Source organism: Nesterenkonia sp. AN1, assembly GCF_000582475.1.
Classification (GTDB): domain Bacteria; phylum Actinomycetota; class Actinomycetes; order Actinomycetales; family Micrococcaceae; genus Nesterenkonia; species Nesterenkonia aurantiaca.
The window spans coordinates 147,604-169,344 of record NZ_JEMO01000015.1 but is presented as its reverse complement, the minus strand read 5'-3'; the positions used below and the strand labels follow the sequence as shown (position 1 = coordinate 169,344).

23 protein-coding genes are annotated in these 21,741 nt (G+C 68.4%); 8 read left to right on the top strand and 15 right to left on the bottom strand.

The genetic code is table 11. The annotated features are described in order from the left end of the window. Positions 1 to 30 precede the first annotated feature (30 nt). Positions 31 to 1,245, top strand: a complete 1,215-nt coding sequence (locus BG28_RS08785) for a glycerate kinase (protein WP_051501217.1) — start codon at positions 31 to 33, stop codon at positions 1,243 to 1,245. Between the two features lie 36 nt (positions 1,246 to 1,281). On the opposite strand, the gene BG28_RS08780 is transcribed toward BG28_RS08785, so the two are convergent. The 5 genes from BG28_RS08780 to BG28_RS08760 all read right to left on the bottom strand — a co-directional run bounded on the left by BG28_RS08780 (position 1,282) and on the right by BG28_RS08760 (position 4,719). After that, on the bottom strand, positions 1,282 to 2,079 hold the full coding sequence (locus BG28_RS08780) for a SurA N-terminal domain-containing protein (protein ID WP_051501216.1): 798 nt from the start codon (positions 2,077 to 2,079) through the stop codon (positions 1,282 to 1,284). A 90-nt stretch (positions 2,080 to 2,169) separates the two neighbouring features. Next, positions 2,170 to 2,496: a DUF202 domain-containing protein gene (locus tag BG28_RS08775; protein ID WP_036475771.1), complete on the bottom strand. Its 327-nt coding sequence runs from the start codon at positions 2,494 to 2,496 to the stop codon at positions 2,170 to 2,172. Further along, the gene (locus BG28_RS08770) at positions 2,496 to 2,888 is read right to left on the bottom strand and encodes a YidH family protein (RefSeq protein ID WP_036475770.1); all 393 of its coding nucleotides are present in this window, start codon (positions 2,886 to 2,888) and stop codon (positions 2,496 to 2,498) included. Before BG28_RS08770 ends, BG28_RS08775 begins: the two co-directional genes overlap by 1 nt. A gap of 91 nt (positions 2,889 to 2,979) precedes the next feature. Next, the gene (locus BG28_RS08765; protein WP_036475767.1) at positions 2,980 to 4,167 is read right to left on the bottom strand and encodes a pirin family protein; all 1,188 of its coding nucleotides are present in this window, start codon (positions 4,165 to 4,167) and stop codon (positions 2,980 to 2,982) included. 129 nt (positions 4,168 to 4,296) lie between these two features. After that, positions 4,297 to 4,719 (bottom strand): organic hydroperoxide resistance protein, encoded by a 423-nt coding sequence (locus BG28_RS08760; protein ID WP_036475934.1) that lies wholly within the window; start codon positions 4,717 to 4,719, stop codon positions 4,297 to 4,299. A 119-nt stretch (positions 4,720 to 4,838) separates the two neighbouring features. Between BG28_RS08760 and BG28_RS08755 the strand changes: the two genes are divergently transcribed. From BG28_RS08755 to BG28_RS08730, 5 genes are all read left to right on the top strand, one after another. Continuing rightward, the gene (locus tag BG28_RS08755) at positions 4,839 to 6,068 is read left to right on the top strand and encodes a galactokinase family protein (RefSeq protein WP_051501215.1); all 1,230 of its coding nucleotides are present in this window, start codon (positions 4,839 to 4,841) and stop codon (positions 6,066 to 6,068) included. Between the two features lie 123 nt (positions 6,069 to 6,191). Then, on the top strand, positions 6,192 to 6,851 hold the full coding sequence (locus BG28_RS08750) for a hypothetical protein (RefSeq protein WP_036475765.1): 660 nt from the start codon (positions 6,192 to 6,194) through the stop codon (positions 6,849 to 6,851). 124 nt (positions 6,852 to 6,975) lie between these two features. Continuing rightward, positions 6,976 to 7,158, top strand: a complete 183-nt coding sequence (locus BG28_RS08745) for a hypothetical protein (protein ID WP_036475763.1) — start codon at positions 6,976 to 6,978, stop codon at positions 7,156 to 7,158. 454 nt (positions 7,159 to 7,612) lie between these two features. Continuing rightward, complete coding sequence (locus tag BG28_RS08735; protein ID WP_152539255.1) at positions 7,613 to 7,882, top strand: hypothetical protein; 270 nt, start codon at positions 7,613 to 7,615, stop codon at positions 7,880 to 7,882. Between the two features lie 66 nt (positions 7,883 to 7,948). Next, entirely contained in the window at positions 7,949 to 8,941 is a 993-nt protein-coding gene (locus tag BG28_RS08730) for an SDR family oxidoreductase (RefSeq protein WP_084479592.1), read from the top strand. A 40-nt stretch (positions 8,942 to 8,981) separates the two neighbouring features. Here BG28_RS08730 and dnaB read toward each other — a convergent pair whose 3' ends face one another. Both dnaB and BG28_RS08720 read right to left on the bottom strand, forming a co-directional pair. Next, the gene (gene dnaB / locus BG28_RS08725; RefSeq protein WP_036475756.1) at positions 8,982 to 10,343 is read right to left on the bottom strand and encodes a replicative DNA helicase; all 1,362 of its coding nucleotides are present in this window, start codon (positions 10,341 to 10,343) and stop codon (positions 8,982 to 8,984) included. Continuing rightward, positions 10,340 to 11,905: a peptide synthetase gene (locus BG28_RS08720; protein ID WP_152539254.1), complete on the bottom strand. Its 1,566-nt coding sequence runs from the start codon at positions 11,903 to 11,905 to the stop codon at positions 10,340 to 10,342. Before BG28_RS08720 ends, dnaB begins: the two co-directional genes overlap by 4 nt. Positions 11,906 to 11,989: 84 nt before the next feature. Between BG28_RS08720 and BG28_RS08715 the strand changes: the two genes are divergently transcribed. Both BG28_RS08715 and glsA read left to right on the top strand, forming a co-directional pair. Further along, complete coding sequence (locus tag BG28_RS08715; protein ID WP_036475929.1) at positions 11,990 to 12,772, top strand: alpha/beta fold hydrolase; 783 nt, start codon at positions 11,990 to 11,992, stop codon at positions 12,770 to 12,772. A gap of 698 nt (positions 12,773 to 13,470) precedes the next feature. Then, positions 13,471 to 14,481, top strand: coding sequence for a glutaminase A (gene glsA / locus BG28_RS08710; RefSeq protein WP_051501211.1), 1,011 nt, complete (start codon positions 13,471 to 13,473; stop codon positions 14,479 to 14,481). 62 nt (positions 14,482 to 14,543) lie between these two features. Here glsA and BG28_RS08705 read toward each other — a convergent pair whose 3' ends face one another. The 8 genes from BG28_RS08705 to BG28_RS08670 all read right to left on the bottom strand — a co-directional run bounded on the left by BG28_RS08705 (position 14,544) and on the right by BG28_RS08670 (position 21,739). Beyond that, positions 14,544 to 15,665, bottom strand: a complete 1,122-nt coding sequence (locus BG28_RS08705) for an LLM class flavin-dependent oxidoreductase (RefSeq protein WP_036475755.1) — start codon at positions 15,663 to 15,665, stop codon at positions 14,544 to 14,546. A 226-nt stretch (positions 15,666 to 15,891) separates the two neighbouring features. Then, positions 15,892 to 16,344: a 50S ribosomal protein L9 gene (gene rplI / locus BG28_RS08700; RefSeq protein WP_036475753.1), complete on the bottom strand. Its 453-nt coding sequence runs from the start codon at positions 16,342 to 16,344 to the stop codon at positions 15,892 to 15,894. A 32-nt stretch (positions 16,345 to 16,376) separates the two neighbouring features. After that, the gene (gene rpsR, locus BG28_RS08695; RefSeq protein ID WP_036475751.1) at positions 16,377 to 16,616 is read right to left on the bottom strand and encodes a 30S ribosomal protein S18; all 240 of its coding nucleotides are present in this window, start codon (positions 16,614 to 16,616) and stop codon (positions 16,377 to 16,379) included. Positions 16,617 to 16,730: 114 nt separating this feature from the next. Further along, on the bottom strand, positions 16,731 to 17,318 hold the full coding sequence (locus tag BG28_RS08690) for a single-stranded DNA-binding protein (RefSeq protein WP_036475749.1): 588 nt from the start codon (positions 17,316 to 17,318) through the stop codon (positions 16,731 to 16,733). Positions 17,319 to 17,375: 57 nt separating this feature from the next. After that, a complete protein-coding gene (gene rpsF / locus BG28_RS08685) occupies positions 17,376 to 17,675 on the bottom strand; it encodes a 30S ribosomal protein S6 (RefSeq protein ID WP_036475747.1) in 300 nt (99 codons plus the stop codon). Positions 17,676 to 17,849: 174 nt separating this feature from the next. Beyond that, positions 17,850 to 19,169 carry a M18 family aminopeptidase gene (locus BG28_RS08680; protein WP_152539253.1) on the bottom strand — a complete coding sequence of 440 codons (1,320 nt, stop codon included), beginning with the start codon at positions 19,167 to 19,169 and terminating at the stop codon, positions 17,850 to 17,852. A gap of 289 nt (positions 19,170 to 19,458) precedes the next feature. After that, a complete protein-coding gene (locus BG28_RS08675) occupies positions 19,459 to 20,262 on the bottom strand; it encodes a response regulator transcription factor (protein WP_036475918.1) in 804 nt (267 codons plus the stop codon). Between the two features lie 97 nt (positions 20,263 to 20,359). Next, entirely contained in the window at positions 20,360 to 21,739 is a 1,380-nt protein-coding gene (locus BG28_RS08670) for a sensor histidine kinase (RefSeq protein WP_235181047.1), read from the bottom strand. Between the last annotated feature and the right edge of the window lie 2 nt (positions 21,740 to 21,741).

The following is a 21,741-nucleotide window of genomic DNA, read 5'->3' as shown; positions in this document are numbered from 1 at the left end:
GACCCGCAGACCCAGGGAGATCCACACGCGATGAGCACCACCGCCGCGCCGCGCATCGTCTGCGTCCCGGACTCGTTCAAGGGCTCCGCGAGTGCGGCCGAGGCCGCAGCGGCCATGGCCCGCGGGGCCCGCCAGGTCTTCGGTGCGGCAGAGATCCTCGAGCTGCCCTTCGCCGACGGCGGTGAGGGCACCCTGGAGGCGCTGCTGGCCGCCTGGGGACGCACTCCGGAGACCGTGGAAATCCATGACGCGCTGGGTCGCCCGGCGACCGCGCAGTACGGGCGTTCTGCCGATGGGCGCACCGGGGTGATCGAGGCGGCGCAGGGCAACGGGCTTCCGCAGGTCTCTGATGTCGCGCCGCAGCCGCTGCGCGCCGACACCTTCGGAGTCGGGCTCATCGCTCGTGCGCTGCTGGCCGAACCGGACTGCACCGAGATTCTGCTGTGCATCGGCGGCTCCGCGAGCACCGACGGCGGTACCGGTCTGCTGCGCGCCCTGGGTGCCGAGTTCCTCGACGCGACCGGGACGCCGGTGGACCCCGGCGGCGCAGGCCTGGGCGAGATCAGCTCCGTGGACCTCAGCGCGCTGGAACCCCGGGCCCGTCAGGTGCGCTGGCGGGTCGCAGTGGATGTGGACAATCCGCTCACCGGCGAGCGCGGGGCGGCGGCGGTGTTCGGACCTCAGAAGGGCGCGACGCCGGAGCAGGTCGGTCTCCTCGATGCCGGTCTCGCCCGACTCGCCGAGGTGCTGGGCGTCATGGGCGAGACCGATCCGGAGCAGCTGTGCGCAGCCCCGGGCTTCGGCGCGGCCGGCGGCATGCCGCTGGCGCTGACCGTGCTGCTCGGGGCTCAGGTGCTGCCCGGTTCGCAGATGGTGGCCGAGGCGCTGGACCTCCAGCAGACCCTGGCCCGGGCCGATCTCGTGATCACCGGGGAGGGTTCGCTGGACGCCCAGTCCCTCGGCGGCAAGGTGGTCCAGGCCGTGCAGCGCTGCGCCCCGCCCGAGGCGGCGGTGCTGGTGATCGCCGGGGCGGTGCAGCTCAGCGCGGAACAGTGCCGAGCCGCGGGGCTCACCGCGGCGTTCTCGATCGCCCCTGGCGCGGCCTCGCTGCCGGATCTGCTGGACCGGGCCGTGGAGCTGATCACCGACACCACGGCGCAGGCCTGCGGGCTGCTGGAACATCACCTGCCACAGGCTATGGACTCCGCTGAGACCAACTCCTCGGCGCGGCGCCACCTGCCCTGAGGGCACACTCGGCCGCTCCAGGGCGTCGCGCTCAGATCACAGGTGGGTCTGGATCTCTGCGTCGGAGCGGAGATCCTCGACATGGTCCAGCGCGGCCTCGTTGCGGGCCTGGTCCACGGCCTGCGATTCAAGGTCCTCACGAGCTTCCTCGAAGGACGGCATCTCGGCGGCGTCTTCACCCTCCGCACCTTCGGCGCCCCCGGCTTCCTCCTGGGCGGCGACGGCCTCATCGTAGACCTCACGAAGCTCCTCCTCAGAGGGCTCGGGGACCTCCAGCTGTGCCAGCACCTGATTGATCAGGACCTGGTTCTCCGCGTCCTGGGTGAGCTGCTCCCCGTCCATGCCCTGCTCTTCATAGGCCTCGATGAACTCCTCCGAGGATCCCATTCCCGCGGTCTCCGCGGCGTCGGCGATCAGCGCATCGATCTCCTCCTGGGAGGCCTCATAGCCCTCTTCCTGGGCATCCTGGAGCAGCAGCTCGTTGCCGATCATCGATTCCAGGGTCTGATCCTTGAGCTGATCCTGGTCGGGCTCCTCGCCGGTCATCTGGGACTGCATCGCCATCTGCTGGAACTGAGACTCATAGAGCACGGTGAAGTCCTCGCCGCTGATCTCTTCCTCGTTGACCTCCGCGACGACCTCCGGAATGTCTGAGGTGTCCGCCTCGGGCAGCTCGGGCTGCTCGCCCTCGGCGCCTTCCTCCGGGCTCGCCGCGCCGGCTTCGGCACCTTGCTCCTGGGCGCCCGCGTCCTCGTTCTCGGCGGCGGGGGCGTCACTGCATGCCGCCAGGGCCAGCACGCCGGCCAGGGCGAAACCTGTGGTCATCATCTTCATCGACAAGGCAAGGACCTCCTCATTGGTAGTCGAGCGCGAAACGTAGCACGCCCAGCCCAACACCGGGACCAGCCTGCATTCAGCTCGAGTTCAGGACAGCACCGCGAGGATGCCCAGCAGGCCGAGCACCACGGTGGCCACGGTCGTGGTCAGCACGGCGGGCACATCGGCCTCCATCTGCTCGGCCGCGATGCCACGAGACTGCCGCGTGTACCGCCGCCGCTGGGTGGCGTAGATCGCACCGGCGACGACGGCGCAGCTCAGCGCCAGCCCCACGGTCCAGAAGCCATAGTGCGGCAGCCAGCGCAGGAAGACCGCCCCCACCAGCGCGAAGAGCATCATGGTCCGACCCCAGGAGAGCACCGTGCGTTCGGGCTGCAGACCCGGATCCGCGTGCAGCGGGGCCGCCGGGGACATCAGTCCAGCACCACCAGCGCGATGACCACAGCCATGGCGACACCTGAGGCGAAGCTCAGCACCGGGATGATCAGCGGCATCGGCAGCGGATGTCCCAGGCGCATGCTGCGCTCCACGTTGAGCCAGCGCATGCCCGCGCCCACGCTGATCAGCAGTCCTACGCTGATCGTCAGCACCGAGACCACGGTGCGGTAGGGGTCGGCGAACACCTCGGCGGCGAAGGCTTCCACGGCGACTCCACCGGCGAGGAACGCCAGCGCGGTGCGGATCCAGGCCAGGAAGGTGCGCTCATTGGCGAGGGTGAAGCGTGGGTCAGGCTCCTGCCCGTGAGCCAGCAGGCGAGAACTCAGCCGTCCCCGCTGCGGGTCCGCGCGCAATGGGTCTTCGCTCACTGAGCCTCCTGCTCGCCGGTGCTGGTGCCGCTCACCGTGTGAGCGAGGCCAAGTCTTTCACAGCAGTCGCCCCCCAGCGGGGCTGCCGGGTTCAGCCGCGGGGCTTCATCCGGGTGTTGGGCAGCTCCGGGGCCGGCAGTGGAGCGGCCTGTCCGGGCGGGAAGTCGCCGAACTGCGGGAACGACCGTCCGTCGTCGTAGCGGGCCTCGGCCAGCACATCGCGCAGCCGCCCGTGCACCGGGCTGCCCAGCGCCCCTGCGGGGACCGGGACCTGATGCTCCGAGCCGTCGGCCCGGGCCGCTCGCTCGGTAGAGCCGTCCTCGGCGGCCCCGGCCAGCATGTGCAGCGGAGAGTCCTGCGCCGGAGGTTCGAAGCCCATCTCTGCCTGGTAGGCGTGGCGGAACGCCACGATCTCCTCGTGACTGCGTCCCACGAAGTTCCACCACATCACGATCTGTTCGCCCAGGGGCTCGCCGCCGATGAGCAGCGCGAGCACCGGCTCCTTCAGCGCCTCCACGCGCAGCATGGTGGTCCCGGTCTCGGTCACCGCCAGATGATCCTCTTCCACCAGGGCGCCGTTGAGCCGCACCGCACCCGAGATCCGCAGCAGTCCGTGCTCATGGGCGGCGGGGACCTCGATCTCGAGCACCGTGCCCGGCTCGAGGCGCAGCTGCGCCCCGGTCAGCGGAAGATAGGTCTTCACCGGCGAACGCTGACCCAGCAGCTCTCCCAGGAAGACCCGGGCCTCCCAGCCGGGACCCTGCACCGGATCCGGGCGGGCGGTCTCCAAGGAGGGCTCCACGAAGCGGTGTGCCTCGGGGAAGGCGTACCAGAGCTGGGCGCCGTGCAGCACGGTGGTGTCGGCGGAGGAGTACTCGGAGTGGCTGATCCCGCTGCCGGCGTTCATCACCGCCACCTCCCCGGGGCGCACGGTGGCCCAGTTTCCTGCGGAGTCCATATGATCGATCCGGCCCTCGAAGAGCCAGGAGACGGTGGCCAGTCCGGTGTGCGGGTGCCGGGGCACCCGCATCGGAGTGGCCTGCGTCAGGTCATCGGGCCCGTAGAAGTCCAGGAAGCACCAGGCGCCGACGAGCGATCGGGCGCGCTGCGGGAGGGTCCGGCGCACGGTCATCGCCCGCGGTCCGCCCAGCGGCACCGTTCGCGGCTCGAGCAGCTCCACCCCGTCCTCGGCGCGGGTGACGCCATCGCGCAGACCCTCAAAGGTGTAGGGCCCGTTGATGCAGACCTGCTCCTGCGGTTCGGTCTCGGTGCTGCTCATCGACGTCTCCTCTGCTGCGGGCGGCCAGCTTCAACCTTGATTATTTCAAAGTTGAATGAATAAGCCCAGGGTGTCCGCTCCGGGCGCAGGGAGCGCGTCGGCGACCGGGGCCCAGCCGGAGACCGGGGCTCAGTCGTCGGAGACGGTGACCGTGACCTCGATATTGCCGCGGGTGGCCTTGGAGTAGGGGCAGAACGCGTGGGCCTTCTCGGCGAGCGCCTCGGCCTGGGCCTGATCGACGTGAGGGATGACCACCTCGATGACCACGGCGAGCCCGAAGCCGCCGTCCTCGTCCTTGCCGATGCTCACCTTCGCCCCGACCGAGGAGTCGCTCACATCGGCGCCCTCCCCGGAGGCGATCTTGCGCAGCGCCCCGTGGAGGCAGGCGGCGTAGCCGGCTGCGAAGAGCTGTTCCGGATTGGCTCCCTCACCCGAGCCGCCCATCGGCGCCGGAGTGCTCAGATTCAGGTCGATCATGCCGTCTGAGGTGCGGGTGCGCCCGTTGCGTCCATCGCCGGTGGCCAGTGCTTCTGCGGTGTACACGGTCTCGATCGCCATGGAGGGATCCTCTCGATAGTCCTGCGGGGTCCCCGGCCGCCGCGGCGATTCCGCAGCAGTGCCGGTCATCCCCATAAAACACCACACCGCCGTGAGTGGCACAATGGAACATCGTGCGAACTACCGATGCCGTCTGGATTGCCCCTGGCGAACCACAAGAGATCCAATCTGACCTGGTCAGCCGCTTCCAACAGGAGTATGGCCGGGCAGCTTCGGGCACCTGGTTCGCCCCGGGAAGAGCCAATCTCAACGGCGAGCACATCGATTTCCACGCCGGTCGCTGCCTCCCGATGGCCCTGGCACACGGGACCTATGTGGCCGCAGCCCCGCGCACCGATGGCAGACTTCGCCTGCGCACCCTCGACGCCTCGCTCGACGACGGGGTCACCACCGTGAACCCGGACCAGATCGGACCAGAGGCAACGCCGGAAGAGGCCCATTGGAGCCACTACGTCTCCGGGGTCCTCTGGGCGCTGCGCGAACTGGGCAGGTCCCAGCCGACGTTCGCCGTGGACGAGGGCTTCGGCGCCGACCTGCTGGTGGTCTCCACGCTGCCCATCGGCGGGGGCCTGTCCTCCTCGGCCGCGCTTGAATGCGCTTCGATCCTCGCGTTCCTCGCCCTGGGCACCCCGTTCGGCCAGGACAATCCGCTCCAGGATCTCAACGCCGCGCTGACCCGGGAGAACCGTCGAGATCTCGCCGCCGCCTGCGTGCGCGCCGAGGTCGAGGTCGTCGGCGCCGGCACCGGCGGCCTGGATCAGACCGCGGCGATGCGCGCCCGGCCGGGCAAGGTGCTCTCCTTGGACTGCCGGGACTTCAGCGTCACCCCCTTGGACATCGGCTGCATCCTTCGCGGCTACCGGCTGATCGCCGTGGACACCGGGGAGGCGCATCGGCTGGCCGACGGCCAGTTCGGGGACCGTCGAGCAGACGCCGAGGCCGCCGCCCGCCTGCTGGGCTTCGACCGGCTGCGCGACGCGCTGCCCGAGCGCCCGCGCAAGGCCGACGTCTCCCATGTGCTGGAGGAGTTTGATCGGCTCGCAGAACAGCTGGAGACGCTCCAGGGACGCAGCATCGACGCCTGCCGGCGGCGACTGCGGCACGCCCTGACCGAGATGGTGCGCTCCGAAAAGCTGCATCATCTGCTCTCCGGGGAGGCCTACGGCGTGCGCCACATCGCCTCCACGGTGGGCGACATCCTCACCGCCGGGCACATGAGCATGCGCGACGACGCCGAGGTCTCCTTCGACGTCGCCGACCTCGTGGTGGAGACCGCGCTGGCCCAGGCGCCGAGGGGGCCCGACTCATCGGGGGTGGCTTCGGCGGATCGGTGCTGGTTCTGATCACCCCCGCGGCGATCCCCAAGCTCACCGTGGCCCTGGAACGCATCAGCCGCGGCATCCGCCTGCTCGACGTCGCGCCCTCCTCCGCCGCACAGGCGCTGTGACCACGCAGCCGGCCGCGCCATGAACCCTTCACCGACCGTGCTGCTGACCGGCTTCGAGCCCTTCGCGGGGATGGACCACAACCCCTCCTGGGACGTGGTCACCGACCTGGCCGCCGCAGCCGCCCGCACCGCGCTGCACGCCCAGCAGGTCCATGGCGAGATCGTGGTGCGCACCGCGCTGCTGCCGGTGGAGTTCCATGCCAGCGCCGAGCTTGTGCTCGAACAGATCGCCGACGCTGCCCCAGATCTGGTGATCGCGGTGGGCCTGGCGGCCGGCATCGATGCGGTGCGCCTGGAGCGGGTGGGCCTGAATCTGCGCGATGCCCGGATCCCCGATAATGCCGGGCACCAGCCCACCGAGGAACCCGTGGTCCCGGGAGGCCCTCCTGCGATGTTCTCCACCCTGCGGCTGAAGGCAGCCCATGCCGCGATCAGCGCCGCAGGAATTCCCGTGGCGCTCTCGCTCAGCGCCGGAAGCTTCGTGTGCAACAACCTGCTCTATGCGCTGCTACACGCGGCCCCGCCCTCGATGCCGGCCGGATTCGTCCACGTCCCGGAGCTGTCCGGGGCAGGATCGCCGGTCAGCCGCGCGCAGGCGGTGCGTGCGGTGGACCTGCTCCTGACCGAATCGCTGCACCAGGGACCCGATCTGAAGGTGCCCGCAGGCCTCCTGCACTGAGCCGCCCCAGCACCCGGCCAAGGTTGACCTCGTGCCCAGCTCATTTTCAGAGATCCTGCTTAGAATCCAGGTCAGAACGTTTTGCCCATCCACCAGGCACGACTCTGCCAAGCGAGGTGCACGAATGTCATCTCTTCCCGCACATTCCTCCCGCCAGGAGCTGGATCCCCCGGCCCCGGAACCCTCCGACCATCAGGTCCCGGGGCTCGGCCGCGCCAACTCCGACGTCACCGTCGCGGTCACCCTGGGCGTCGGCATCGGGGTGATCGTCTTTCTCCTGGTCCTGCCCTACCTCGGCGGGATCTGACCCCTCAGCCGGGCAACCCCACCCCAAGGACTGGACAGCCCCCGACCCGGTTCCACCGCGCCGCTTCGGTCGGTGTCCTGGTCACGCCCGAGTCCCGGTACGCTGACACGCTGTGAGCACCAGCAAGAAGTCCACCGCCAAGCGGCCCGCCGGACGGTCCTCGACCCCGCCGCGGAAGCGGAGCACGACGGCGGCGCGCCGACCCGCCGGCACCGGAACGACCGGGAAGGCCCGGTCAGTCGAGAAGACCCGACCCGCTGGTAGGGCCCGGTCCGCTGAAAAAGCCCGGACTGCTGGGAAGGCCCAGTCAACCCGCAAGGCCCAGTCAACCGGCAAGTCCCGTTCAACGGCCAAGGCCGGGTCGAACGGGAGAGCCCGTGCGAGGTCCGCGCCGGAACGGCGACCCAGCGCCCTGCGGCGCTTCGCCAGAGACTGGGGCCGATATCTCTGGGCGGTGATCGTCACCGTGGTCATCGCCGCGCTGCTCTTCGAGTTCACCATGATCTGGACCATCGGGGTGGGCTTCTACATGTTGGCCCTGGGTGAGTTCACCGGGCTCTGGATGCTGGTGGGCGGATACGCCATGGCCTGCACCCCCGCGGCCTTCGGGCTGCTCATCGCCACCGGCCAGTTCTGGAAGTCCCTGACCCACTCGCTCTGGATCGGGCTGCTCTACGGCACCCTGGGGTTCACGTTCCTCGACGTCATCCTCGGCACCCTCTGAACCCACATCCCCAGCCCGCGCCGTGGGACCCTGAAGATCACCGATCATCTCTCCGGGAGGCACCTCATGTCTGCACGGTCCGCACCTGGCCCGGCATCCCCCGCGAGCGCACCGCTGACCCCCACCGGACTCTCCGGGCGGATCGCCCTGGTCACCGGGGCCACCCGCGGAGCGGGCCGCGCGATCGCCCGCGAGCTCGCGGCGTCCGGGGCCGTGGTGTACTGCACCGGGCGCTCCACGGCCCAGGCTCCCTCTGACTACGGCCGAACCGAGACCGTCGAAGAGACCGCGCAGCTGATCCGTGCCGCCGGGGGTACCGCGCATCCGGTGATCGTGGACCACCTCCAGGTCGAGGAGGTCCGGGCGCTGATCCAGCGGATCGACACCGAGCAGGGTCGGCTGGACATCTTGATCAATGACATCGGCGGAGAGGCCTATGTGGAGTTCGGCAAGACGCTGTGGGATTCCGACCTCGCAGCCGGAAGGAAGCTCTTCGACACCGGATTCTCCACGCATCTGAACACCAGCCACGCCGCACTTCCGCTGCTCATCCGCAGCTCCGGGGGCCTGGTGGTGGAGGTGACCGACGGCACCCGCGGCTATAACGCGTCTCACTTCCGCGAGAACGTCTTCCACGACCTGACCAAGACGGCGGTGGACCGGCTGGCCTTCGCCCAGGGCCATGAGCTGGCCCCTCACGGCGGGACCGCCGTCTCGGTCTTCCCCGGCTGGCTGCGTTCAGAGATGATGCTCGACGGCTTCGGGGTGACCGAACAGACCTGGCGCACCGCTGCCGAGGCCAACCGCGGAAAGACCGAGGTGGTCCCGCCCTACGAGTTCGTCATCTCGGAGACCCCGGCGATGCTTGCGCGCGGGATCACCGCGCTCGCGGCGGATCCGCAGCGGACGGCATGGAACACCCTCTCGATGAGCTCCTTCGAGCTGGCTCAGCACTACGGCCTCACCGACGTCGATGGATCCCGGCCCGATGCGTGGCGCTTCATCACGGATCTGGAGACCACCGACGCCGCGACGCTGGAGGCCTCGGACTACCGGTGAGCCTGGGTCCCCCGCCCGGCAGAGCACACCACGGACCCGGCTAGAAGTCGCGGGCCATGTCCTGAAAGCGGGCGTAGTGGCCCTGGAACGCCACGGTGATGTCGCGGGTGGGGCCGTTACGGTTCTTCGCGACGATGATGTCGGCCTCCCCGGCGCGCTCGGTCTCCTTGTCATAGACCTCGGGCCGGTGCAGCAGCATGACCATGTCCGCGTCCTGCTCGATCGAACCGGATTCACGCAGGTCCGAGACCTGCGGCTTCTTGTCCGGGCGAGACTCGGAGCCACGGTTGAGCTGGGAGAGCGCGATGATCGGGACGTCGAGCTCCTTGGCCAGCAGCTTCAAGGTACGGGAGAACTCGCTGACCTCCTGCTGACGGGACTCCACCCGCTTGCCCGAGGAGAGCAGCTGCAGGTAGTCCAGCACCACGAGCTTGAGGTTATGACGCTGCTTGAGCCGGCGGCACTTGGCCCGAATCTCCATCAGCGACATGTTCGGGGAGTCGTCGATGAACAGCGGCACATCGTTGAGCCGGTCCACCGCCTCGGACATCTTCTCCCAGTCCTCATCACGGATATTGCCCTTGCGCAGGTCGGAGAACAGGATCCGGGACTCTGCGGAGAGCAGACGCATGGCGATCTCGTTGCGACCCATCTCCAGGGAGAAGAAGGCGGCGGTCATCTTGTTGTTCACCGCGGCGGCGCGGGCGAAGTCCAGCGCCAGGGTGGACTTACCCATGGCGGGGCGGGCGGCGATGATGATCATCTGTCCGCCGTGGAAGCCGTGGGTCAGGTCATCGAGCTCGCGGAACCCGGTGGGAATGCCGGTGAGTCCGCCGTCGTGGGCGGAGTTGGTCTCGATCTCATCGATCGTGGGGCCCAGGATCTCGGAGAGCGCGACATAGTCCTCGCTCTGCCGGTTCTCGGCCACGTTGTAGATCTCGGACTGCGCCTGGTTGACGATGCCCTCGACCTCGCCGTCGGCGGTATGTCCGAGCTGCACGATCTTGGTCCCGGCGTCGACCAGTCGGCGCAGGATCGCGCGCTCGCGCACGATCTCGGCGTAGAACCCGGCATTCGCGGCGGTGGGCACCGACTGGGCCAGGTTGTGCAGGTAGGCCGGGCCGCCGATGCGCTGCAGCTCGCCGCGCTTGGTCAGGTGATCCGAGATGGTGACCACGTCGGCGGGCTCGCCGCGCCCGTAGAGGTCGATGATCGCGTCGTAGATCAGCTCATGCGCGGGCCGGTAGAAGTCTGAGCCGCGCAGCACCTCCACGACATCGGCGATGGCATCCTTGGAGAGCATCATGCCGCCGAGCACGGACTGCTCCGCCACCATGTCCTGCGGGGGCGTGCGGGAGTCCACCCCTGCGGGCGATCCGGTGTCGTAGAGCTCGGTAGTCACCCCTCCACGATACTCGGTGCACGCAGTCCTTCGACCACTGCCTCCAGCCAGGTGTGCATCGTCTCTCGGGCCTGGGGAGTATCGGGATAGCGGCAGCGCAGGTGCAGTCCGGTCTCGTTGACCACGAACCAGATCATCACCCCGTCGGTCTGGACCACGGCAGAGATGTGCTGGGCGTTGAGCGCCTCGTCCACGTTGACCGGGAGCCTGCGGTGATCGAGCCAGCTCATCGCGAACATCCCCGGCTCAGCGGGCATCCCGCCGTAGGGGCGCATGATCGGGGCCAGCGGATGCGAGCCCAGCCGGATCGCCTCCTTCACCGCTTGGTAGCTGCCGCGCAGGCTGTCGTCGTCGTTCTCCAGCACCGCGTTGGTGATGAACCAGCCCACCGAGTCGAACCAGCGCGGCTCGTCTCGGCTGTGCACCGGGAAGACCGTGCGCAGCGGCTGGTCACCCAGTTCGCGGAAGAGCCGGGTCATCACCGAGACGGCGACGGCGATCAGTCGGACCCCCTCCGCCTTGGCGTGGGCCTCCAGCTTGTTCAGCTCTGCGGAGTCCAGCACGTCGCGGACCTCGACCTTCTCACTGACCGGCAGTGAGATATCACCCAGCGGCAGCGGGAAGGTCGGCATCACCCCGCCTCCTGCCTCCAGGATCTCCCGCCAGCGGGTGACGACCGCCTCGGGTGGAAACGGCTTGGCCTCCATCGCCCTGGTATGGGCCGCGAAGGACTCCGGCGCCGGAAGCCCATGGGCTGCGGGATGACCGGCGCGCAGGTTGTTCAGCACCGCGTTGAAGTCTCGGACCAGCACCAGCAGGGACCAGGCGTCCACGTGGGAGTGGTCGGAGCCGATGACGATCTGCGGCGACCCCGCGGTCTCGCGCACCGCAGCGGATTCACCGTCGTCGATCACGCAGAGCCGATGCGAGGGCATGCCGAAGGGGTCACAGACGGTGTCGAAATGGGCGCGCAGGGCGGCCTTGACCTCGGCCGCGTTGAGCTGCTCCCTCGGCGCTGCCAGGTGCGCAGTCTGCAGCCCCGCCCGCGAGCCTGTGCTGAATCCTATGGGGGCCCGGGGCGACTCGGGGTCCGAGAGCTGCTCCCAGGTGCCGGGCAGCATCGCGACCTCCTGCAGCAACAGGTCGCTGATCGGTCCGCCGGAGTCTCCCCCTGGACCGGAATTGGCGTGATGTGTGTCACTGCGGCGCGGAAGATGCTCGGGTCGCCACTCGAAGACCGTGCGCAGCGTGCCGTGGCGCTGGATCACCACCTGCCAGACGGCGGCGATCTCGTCCAGCGAGGCGGGCCCGTCGAGCTGGAAAGACACTGCCATCCACGATCCTGGCCGAGACCCGAAGCTGACATGGCGGTTCTGGTCGAAAGAGACCGGAAGTCCGCCCGGTGGGGCAGAGGCCTGGGCACCGTTCTGCTGAGGCTCGGCACTGAATCCGGCTCCGACGCCCCGGTCCGGTGCGACGGCGGCGGCAGGCTGGGCCACCACCGAATAGCTGGACAGACGTCCTGGCCTGGCGTGCATCTGCGCCACATTGGTCAACCGCATACGGCGTAGTCTAGGTGGCGTTCACTTCGCTGGCATGCTTCCGGCACAACTTGTTGTTCACCTGAGATGGAGGAGTCGAAGACCGTGGGGCTTTTCCAGACGGCAGGGGCGAAACTCGCCTACGAGGTCGCCGGTGAGGGTCCGACCTTCGTCCAGCTGCACGGACTGACCTCCTGCGCCTCACGCGAGCAGCGCGCCGGGCTGGACATGACGCTCAGCCTCGCTGACTGCCGGGTCCTGCGCTACGACGCCCGCGGACACGGCTCCTCCACCGGCCGTGCCGTGCCGGAGGACTACCTGTGGCCCCGGCTCGCCGAGGACCTGCTCGAGCTGCTCGACGAGCTCGCACCCGGAGCGAAGGTCCACGCCGCGGGCCCCTCGATGGGCGCCGCGACCCTGCTCTATGCCGCACTGCGCGATCCCGACCGCTTCGCCACGCTGACCCTGATGGTTCCACCCACGGCCTGGGCGACCCGCGCGGGCCAGGCCGAGACCTACCAGAGGTCCGCCGAGCTGATCGAGGACCACGGGATCGGCGCCTTCGTCCGGGTGGGGCGCCAGGTGCTGCCGCCGCCCGCCCTGGCTGACCGGCCGAAGGAGCGCGTCCCGGCGGTCAGCCAAGAGCTGCTGCCCTCGATCTTCCGCGGGGCCGGAGTCAGCGATCTTCCCAGTGCGGAGAAGATCCGCGAGCTCGAGGTGCCCACACTGATCCTTGCCTGGGTGGATGACTATGCCCACCCGGTCTCCACCGCCGAGAAGCTGCACCAGCTGATCCCGAACTCACGGCTGCAGATCGCAGAGACACCCGAGGAGCTGGACACCTGGCCGCGCCGGGTGGCGCGCTTCATCGCTGCACACCCCTGCTGAGCGCCCCCAGACGGGGGTGCGCTGAGGGGGCGGAGATCGGATCGCCGGAAGACCCAGCAGGATCACGGACAGTGAGCGCGTGATCCCCTTCCCTTGGCCGGTCTCCCGGCGACCCGATGTGCCCCAGATCCCGCCGCTGGGCCTCCCACGCTGTGTGTGCGCGGGGACGCGGTGAGCAGGATCTCCTCTGTTTCTCCGAGGCCTCAGACACGTCGACCACGGGCCAGCCTGAAAACATGCCTGCCGGCCCCGTGTCTCCGCTCCCGCCGCAGACTGCGGCGCCGCGTGAATGCGCGCTGGGCGGGGCCCAGCCAATATTCACGTCCGAGGGACTTTCCACACTTTAGGTCCCGAGCCCAGCAGGGGCAATAGGACGAAATGCCCCTGCCTGTGGAGTAAATGTGGACTACGCGGCGTGTCTTGTGCACAACATGTGCAGCAAGCTGTGGATAACATCCCAGTAACACCCCCATTACGCTGCTGACAAGGAGTTTTATGCCGACTCGTCTGTGCACCGCCCATGACGGATACCAGTTTTTCCATCATTGCGTCGTGTTGCCGTAACCCCCTCGTTAGGTGTATGCACCCTTCGACCCCTGGTTTTCCACAAGTTGTCCACACCCTGGTGAGAACCTGTCCGGCGGATCCGCGGATCCCAGCGGGTAGCGTGGGAGGACCAACCCCCGAGGAGACATCCGGTGCACGAGTCGATCAACACATACCTCCGTGAGGTGCTCAAGGAATCCAGCGCGGATGTCAGCGGCAAGCTTGCGGCCTACATCCCGCGGTTGCGAGACGCCGATGAGAAGCTGCAGGCGCTCGCGATGGCCACTGCGGACGGACAGGAATGCTCCGCCGGGGACGACGAGCACCTGTTCACCATCCAGTCCATCTCCAAGCCGTTCGTCTACGCGCTGGCGCTGGACGACATCGGTCTGGACCGAGTCCGCGAGATGGTCGGGATGGAACCCTCCGGTGAGGCGTTCAACGAGCTCTCCCTGGAGGGGGGCACCGGGCGGCCGCTGAACCCGATGATCAACGCCGGCGCCATCGCCACGCACCACCTGGTGGACCACACCAGCCACGAGGAGCATCCCGGTGGCCGGCAGAGCGAATCTCGCACCTCCGAGGTCCGCAGCAGGACCACCCGGATCCTTGATGGCATGTCGGCCTTCGCCGGGCGTCCGCTCGAGATCGATTGGGACGCGGCCGAGGAGGAGTACTCCACCGCCTACCGCAATATGGCGATCGCCCACATGCTGAAGTCTCACGGCTCCCTGGAGACCGAGCCCGATGAGGCCGTGCGCGGTTACATCGATCAGTGCTCGATCCTGGTCACGGTCAAAGACATCGCCCGGATGGCGGCCACGCTGGCGAACAACGGGATCAATCCGGAGAACGGTCTGCGCGTGGTCTCCGCCGAGTCGGCCCGCACCACGCTGGGCATCATGGCGACCTGCGGGATGTATGACGCCTCCGGGCGCTGGCTGACCCAGATCGGGATCCCGGCGAAGTCGGGCATCTCCGGAGGCATCATCGGGGTGCTTCCCGGCCAGGTCGGCATCGCCTCCTTCGCGCCGCGGCTCAACGAGGAAGGCAGCAGCGTCCAGGGCGTGGCGATGTTCCAGCACCTCTCGAACGAGCTCTCGCTGCACCTGATGAGCAGTGAACGGATCAACGTGATCGAGGAGCTGGAACGCCGCGGCTGAGCCGGACCCCCGGCTTCAGGCGGGGCCTGAGCCTAGACCGAGCCCACGCGCGCGGCGCAGCCTCAGGCGGCCGCCGCCGTGCCGCCCCCTGGGACGGGGTCGCGACCCTCGGCGCGGCGACGGGCAAGGACCTGATGGGTAGGCGGTTCAGGGGTGCTCTGCGGGGCGCGTGCGGCCACCTCTCGTCGCAGCACCGGCACGACCTCCTCCCCCAGCAGGTCGATCTGCTCCAGCACGGTCTTCAGCGGCAGTCCGGCGTGGTCGATCAGGAAGAGCTGACGCTGATAGTCCCCGGCGTAGTCTCGGAAGCTCAGCGTCCGCTCGATGACCTGATCGGGCGTGCCCACGGTCAACGGGGTCTGCGCACTGAAGTCCTCGAGCGAGGGTCCGTTGCCGTAGACCGGCGCCCGGTCGAAGTAGGGCCGGAACTCCCGGATCGCGTTCTGCGAGTTCCTGCGCATGAACACCTGGCCGCCGAGGCCCACGATGGCCTGCTCGGCCGGCCCGTGGCCGTAGTGCGCGTAGCGAGAGCGGTAGAGCTCGATCATCCGCCCCGTGTGTTCCTTGTTCCAGAAGATGTTGTTGTGGAAGAACCCGTCGCCGTAGTAGGCGGCCTGTTCAGCGATCTCCGGTGAGCGGATCGAGCCGTGCCAGACGAAGGGCGGGATGCCATCGAGCGGGCGAGGGGTGGAGGTGAATCCCTGCAGCGGGGTGCGGAAGCGCCCGGAGAAGTCGACTTCGGTCTCGCGCCAGAGCCGGTGCAGCAGCGCGTAGTTCTCCAGGGCCAGTGGGATCCCGCTGCGGATGTCCTTCCCGAACCAGGGGTAGACCGGACCGGTGTTCCCCCGACCCAGGGTGAGATCTATCCGGCCCTGGGCCAGGTGCTGCGCGAAGGCGTAGTCCTCCGCGATCCGCACCGGGTCCGTGGTGGTGATCAGGGTGGTCGCCGTGGAGAGCTGGATCCGACTCGTCTGCGCCGCCAGGTAGGCCATGAGGATCGGCGGGTTGGCCGGAGCCACGAAGGGCGGGTTGTGGTGCTGCCCGACCGCGAAGACGTCGAGCCCTGCCTCTTCCGCCCGTTTCGCGATCGTCACCATCGACTGGATGCGCTCGTGCTCGGTGGGCACCCGTCCAGTTCTCGGGTCCGGGGTCATGTCGCCGATGCTGAATATGCCGAACTGCATAGCTGCTCCCTGCGCCGTCACGGGTGACCCGGTCCACCCCGGTCACTGATTCAAATTTGAAGCACGTTCAGCATAACCGGCGCCTGCCCGAGGTCATTCCCCACAGACGCCCCTGATCGCGGGTCGGCCGGGGCTTCCTCCAGGGCACAAGAGAGCCCCGGCCTCCCGCAGGAGTCCGAGGCTCTCTCGTGTTTCAGCCGGGTTCGGCTGGGATGCTGCGTGCTGCCTACTTCGAGCCGACGACCTGCAGGTCGAGGGTCGCTGAGACATCAGCGTGCAGGCGAACGGTGGCCTTGTAGCTGCCGACTGCCTTGATACGTGCGGGGATCTCGACGGTGCGCTTGTCGATGGAGCCCAGGCCGGAGGCCTCGACCGCATCGGCGATCTGTGCGGAACCGACGGTTCCGAACAGGCGACCGGAGTCGCCGGTCTTCACGGTGATCTTCACGGGGGCAGACTGCAGCTTGGTGGCCACTGCCTGTGCTTCCTCGACCGTTGCGATCTCGCGAGCCTTGCGAGCGGAGCGCAGGCGCTCCACATCCTTTTCGCCGCCCTTGGTCCAGGCCAGTGCGAAGCCACGCGGCAACAGGTAGTTGCGTGCGTAGCCGCTTCTGACGTCGACCACATCTCCGGAGGCGCCGAGACCGGTCACTTCCTGAGTCAGGATGAGCTTTGCCATGGTTGTTCCTTTCCTTCCCAGTCAGTCCTGGATCAGCCGCGGCCTGCGCCGGCGTACGGCAACAGTGCGACTTCGCGAGCGTTCTTGATCGCCTGGGCGATCTTTCGCTGCTCCTGGACAGTCACGCCGGTCACCCGGCGTGCGCGGATCTTGCCTCGGTCGGAAATGAACTTCCGCAGCAGGGCGGTGTCCTTGTAGTCAATGACCGTGATGTCAGCAGCCTTCAGCGGGTTCGCCTTGGGCTTTGGCTTCTTGAGTTCAGCCTTTGCCATCGTGGTGCTCCTTCTCATTCTCGGAGCCCGCACCTGTGGGATGCGGGATGGTGGATAGTGTGTGTGTTCAAGCCGCTGTTCGTGGGCTCGAGGAGCGCGAGGCGCTGCTCAAGCTCAGAACGGTGGCTCGTTGTTGTCAGGGGTGCCCCAGCTTCCGCCGCCGGAGGGCTGGCCGCCCCACGGATCCTGCGGTGCGGAATCGTTGTTCCACCCGCCGGAGCCGCCGGATGACGAGCCGCCGCCGGAGTTCCCACCGCCGAAGCCGCCGCCGGAGGCCGCGCCGCCGGCGTTGCCGCCGCCGAAGCCGCCTCCGCCGCTCGGACGGCCGCCTTGGCCGCCGCTCGAGCGCTGGACGCTTGCCGTGGCGAAGCGCAGCGAGGGACCGATCTCATCGACGTCGAGCTCCCAGGAGGTGCGGTTCTCCCCCTCCTTGGTCTGGAACGACCGAGCCTTCAGGCGACCCTGCGCGATCACGCGGGTGCCCTTGGTGAGGGACTCGGCGGCGTTCTCTGCGGCTTCACGCCACAGCGAACAACGGACGAAGAGAGTCTCTCCGTCCTTCCATTCGTTGGCTTGACGGTCGAAGAACCGCGGCGTAGACGCGATGGCGAAGTTGGAGACCGCTGCACCCGAGGGGGTGAAGCGGAGCTCTGGATCTGCCGTCAGGTTGCCTACAACGGTGATGATGGTCTCGCCGGCCATGGAAATGCTCCTTGGTTGCTGGTTCGCCCTGACAGGTGGAATAGACCACCTGGAGGATTAATCGATCTTCTGTTCCTCGGGGCGGGTGATCTTGGTGCGCATGATCGTCTCGTTCAGGCGCAGCAGTCGGTCGAGCTCGGCGGCGGCGTCAGGAGTCGAGTGGAAGTTGACGACGGCGTAGACCGCTTCCGTCTTCTTCTGGATCTCGTAAGCCAGGCGGCGACGGCCCCAGACATCGACGTTGTCCACGGTGCCGCCGTCCTTCTTGACGACCTCCATGTACTTGCCGAGAGTCGGTTCCACGGTGCGCTCGTCAACCTCGGGGTCGACGAGCACCATCAGTTCATAGTGACGCATTGTGTTAACCCACCTCCTTTGGCCTTGCGGTCACGGGATTTCCGTAACAGGAGGGTCTATCTGCATCTGCATCTGGGCCTTTTCCTCCGCCCTCGGCATGAGGGCAGGAAGGATCAAGGTCAGACAACCTGCACCATCCTACCGGCTTTGCGCCAGGGCGACGAACGCGCCCGCTCAGCTGTTGAGCGAGGTGGTGAAGAAGCTCGCTACGGCGTCCCGGAGATGAGCGATGTCCTGGACCCCGCACATCTCCCGGGCCGAATGCATCGAGAGCAGCGCGATGCCGACGTCGACGGTGCGGATGCCCAGCCGGGTGGCGGTGATCGGCCCGATGGTGGAGCCGCAGGGGAGGTCGTTGTTGGAGACGAACTCCTGGGTGGGCACTCCGGCGGCGCGGCAGACCTGGGCCCACATCGCCGCCCCAGGAGCGTCGGTGGTGTAGCGCTGGTTGGCGTTGATCTTCAGCAGCGGACCCCCGTTGGGCAGCGGCCGGTTCGCCGGGTCATGGCGTTCGGAGTAGTTCGGGTGGACCGCGTGCCCGGCATCGCTGGAGAGGTGCCAGGAGGCCGCCAGCGCCTGAGCCCGCTGGGTGGTGGTGGCATCGGGCTGACCTGCGGCTCGGCCGAGGCCTTCATAGATCCGGCCCAGCACCTCTTCCAGGAACGGCCCGGCCGCGCCGGAGCGCGAGGCCGAGCCCAGCTCCTCGTGGTCGAAGGCGGCCAGCATCGGAATGACCGTGCCCGCCTCGGCCGCCTCCGCGGTGCCGATCAGGGCGCTGAGTCCGGCGTGGACCGAGGAGAGGTTGTCGAGCCGGCTCGAGGCGAGGAACTCCTGCGCCGCACCGAAGGTCGCCGGGGCCTGGGCGTCGGCGAGGACCACGTCATAGCCGTCGACCTGGGCGGGGTCCACCCCGGCGGATGCGGCCAGCAGGCCCAGCACGTCGGCGGCAGCCGCCTGCTCCGCGGAGCCGGCAAGTCCCAGGATCGGAGCGGTGTGCGCCTGCTTGCCCAGCTTGAGGCCCTCGTTGACCTGACGGTCCAGATGGATGGCCAGCTGCGGGATGCGAGCCACGGGCCCGGTGGAGGCCAGGTGTGTGGCTCCGTCGCGGGTGACCAGGCGCCCGGCCAGGCGCAGCTCCCGATCCAGCCAGGAGTTCAGCAGCGGTCCGCCGTAGACCTCGACGCCGGCCTGCAGCCAGCCCTGACTGATCATCGTGGACTTGGGCTTGAGCTTGAACCCGGGGGAATCGGTATGTGCCCCGAGAATGCGCAGCGGGGTCATCGGGGACGCCCCGGCAGGCACCACCCAGGCCAGCACGGCTCCATCGCGGACCACGACGTAGCGTCCGGGCTCGGCGGGCCAGTCCTGATGCTCACCCAGCTGGGTGAATCCGGCGCTGACCAGCCGCTGCGCCGCCACGGTCGCCGCATGGTAGGAGGAGGGCGAGGCGGTCACATAGTCGGCGAGGTCTTCGATCAGCTCTTCGGATGTCATGCTCGCCATCCTAATCAGAGGCCTCGATTCCTGCGGGGCCCGCTGCCAGCGTGGCCGCATGTCAGCAATGTGGGCCGGCCTTCTCATCAATCTCCTGCTCTTGGTGGCGCTGCTGCTGATCGTGATGTTCGTGCTGCACGCCACGATCCGCGGTGCGCAATGCGCTGCGCGACCACGACGCCTACCGCGAGGAGCAGGCCCAGACCCAGGCCCATGCCCATGCCCAGGCTCAGGCCGCAGATCGGATCCGCAGCCAGTCCGAGACCTGACCCGCCGCGCACCCTACGGGCTAGAGCGGACCGATAAGCCCGGTCTGGAACACATAGACCACGGCCTGCACCCGGTCCCGCAGCTGCAGCTTGGTCAGGATCCGACGCACATGGGTCTTCACCGTGGCCTCGGAGAGGAAGAACTTCGCGGCGATCTCCGCATTGGAGAGACCCTCGGCCACGGCGAAGAGCATCTCGGTCTCGCGCTGGGTCAGGGGTTCGCGCGGGACTCCATCGTCCATGGCCTCGGCGATCTCCCGACCATCGGGCAGCGGCCGCCCCGTGCCGGTCCCGGCGCCGGTCGCGTCGGTAGTGCCGGTCCCCGCGCCGCCTGCAGCTCCGCGAGCGCGGCGAGCTGCCCCGCCGCTGGGGCTCTGCGCTGCTGAGGGTTCGATCCGGGCTCCACCGCGCAGGTAGACCTCCAGCAGCCGCTGGGTGATCCGCGGGGCCACCACGGCGTCGCCCTCTGCCACCACGCGCACCGCGTGGACCAGGTCCTCCGGGGTGACGTCCTTGAGCAGGAAGGCGCTCGCGCCGGCCTGGAGTCCTGAGAAGGCGTATTCGTCCAGGTCGAAGGTGGTCAGGATGATCACGCGGGTCTGCGGGAACTGCTCGACCACCTTCGTGGTGGCCTCGATCCCGTCCATCCGAGGCATCCGCACATCCATCAGCACCACCTCTGGGCGCTGGCCAGGGGGGAGCGCGTTGAGCGTCTGCAGCGCCTCGATCCCGTCGGCGGCCTCCGCCACGACCTCCAGGTCCTCCTCGCCCTCGAGGATCAGCCGGAAGCCCATCCGGAGCAGGTGCTGATCATCGACCAGCATCACCTTCAACGGGCCGGTGCGCGGCTCGTCCCCGGGCACGGCGGCCTCGAGGCGTGCGGGGTGTGCCGCGTCGTCGTGGTGGTGGTTGTTCACCTGGTCATCCCTTCTGCGGCGGTTCCAGCACCGCGCGCACCATCCAGCCCCGGCGCGGTGCCGGGCCTGCGTAGACCGAACCGCTGTAGAAGCCTGCGCGCTCCTCCATGCCATGGATCCCCAGGCCGCTGCCCACCGATTCGCGGCGCTCACCATGGGCCGGGTGCACGCCGTCGTCGGTGATCGTGAGCACCACCTGACCGGTGGCCGGCATTCCCAGCGCGGCCTGGTCCGCCGCGCTGAGGCCTTCAGAGCGCAGCCGTCGCGACTCTTCCAGGCTCGGACCGGGGCGGTGTTCGATGTGGACCGCCACCTCGGTGACCTGGCGCCCGTAGCGCAGCACGTTGGTCAGCGATTCCTGGATGATCCGGTGCACCGTGAGACCGAAGCCGGCGTCCTCGGGCAGCGAGGGCCCGGTGAGGCTCACGGTCAGCGGCAGGCCCGCTTGTCGGAAGTTCTCATAGAGGTCCTCGAGGGATTCCCCGACCGGGCGCCGGGCGGCGCCGACGTCCTGGCCCTCGCGCAGCACCCCGATCACGCGCCGCATGTCTCCCAGTGCGGTGCGGCCGGTGCCGGAGAGCTCTTCGAGGACCTCGCCGGCGCGGTGCGGATCCTTGCGCGCCACGATCCGGGCGCCGTCGGCCAGCGAGATCATCACCGAGAGCGAATGGGCGATCACGTCGTGCATCTCTCGGGCGATCCGGTTGCGCTCGGCGACCTGGGCCAGCTGCTGGCTGCGCCGGGCCCACTCCAGGACCTCCTGTTCATGGCTGCGGCCGCGGCGCACGGCGGCACCGATGCCGGCGGAGATCCCGACGCTGAAGAACATCATCACCGCCAGGATGCTCAGCGACTCGAACTCGCTGAGCCCCATCGGATCGTAGTAGTTCTCCATCCACCAGCTGGGCTGGTTCCGATCCGCCCAGATCTCGGTGCGCAGAAAGGTCAGATACCCCAGCACACAGGCAGGAAGACCGGTGATCAGCCCCACCAGCAGTCCGCGCTGCAGCGCCACGGCGTAGGCGGCGAAGCACAGTCCCATCATCTGCACGCCCTGCCAGGGGTAGAACAGCAGCAGCACCGCCTCGGCCAGGGCCACCAGGGCAAGCACGCTCAGCGGATGCGAGCGACGGAAGCACAGCGCAGCGATGATCACGCCATAGCCGATCAGCAGCCACAGCGCGCCGCTGCCCAGATCGTAGAAGGCGTAGGGGTAGACCCAGAGGGTCAGCAGCACATAGACCCCGATGACCACCGCGTCCATCGACCTCGGATGCCTGCGGAACCAGCCGCGCAGGCCGCGCCGACGCACGATCGCGAGATCCTCGAAGCCGGCCGGCATGACCTGTCCGGTGGGGGATTCGGAGGGCGCCTGGGTGATCACGG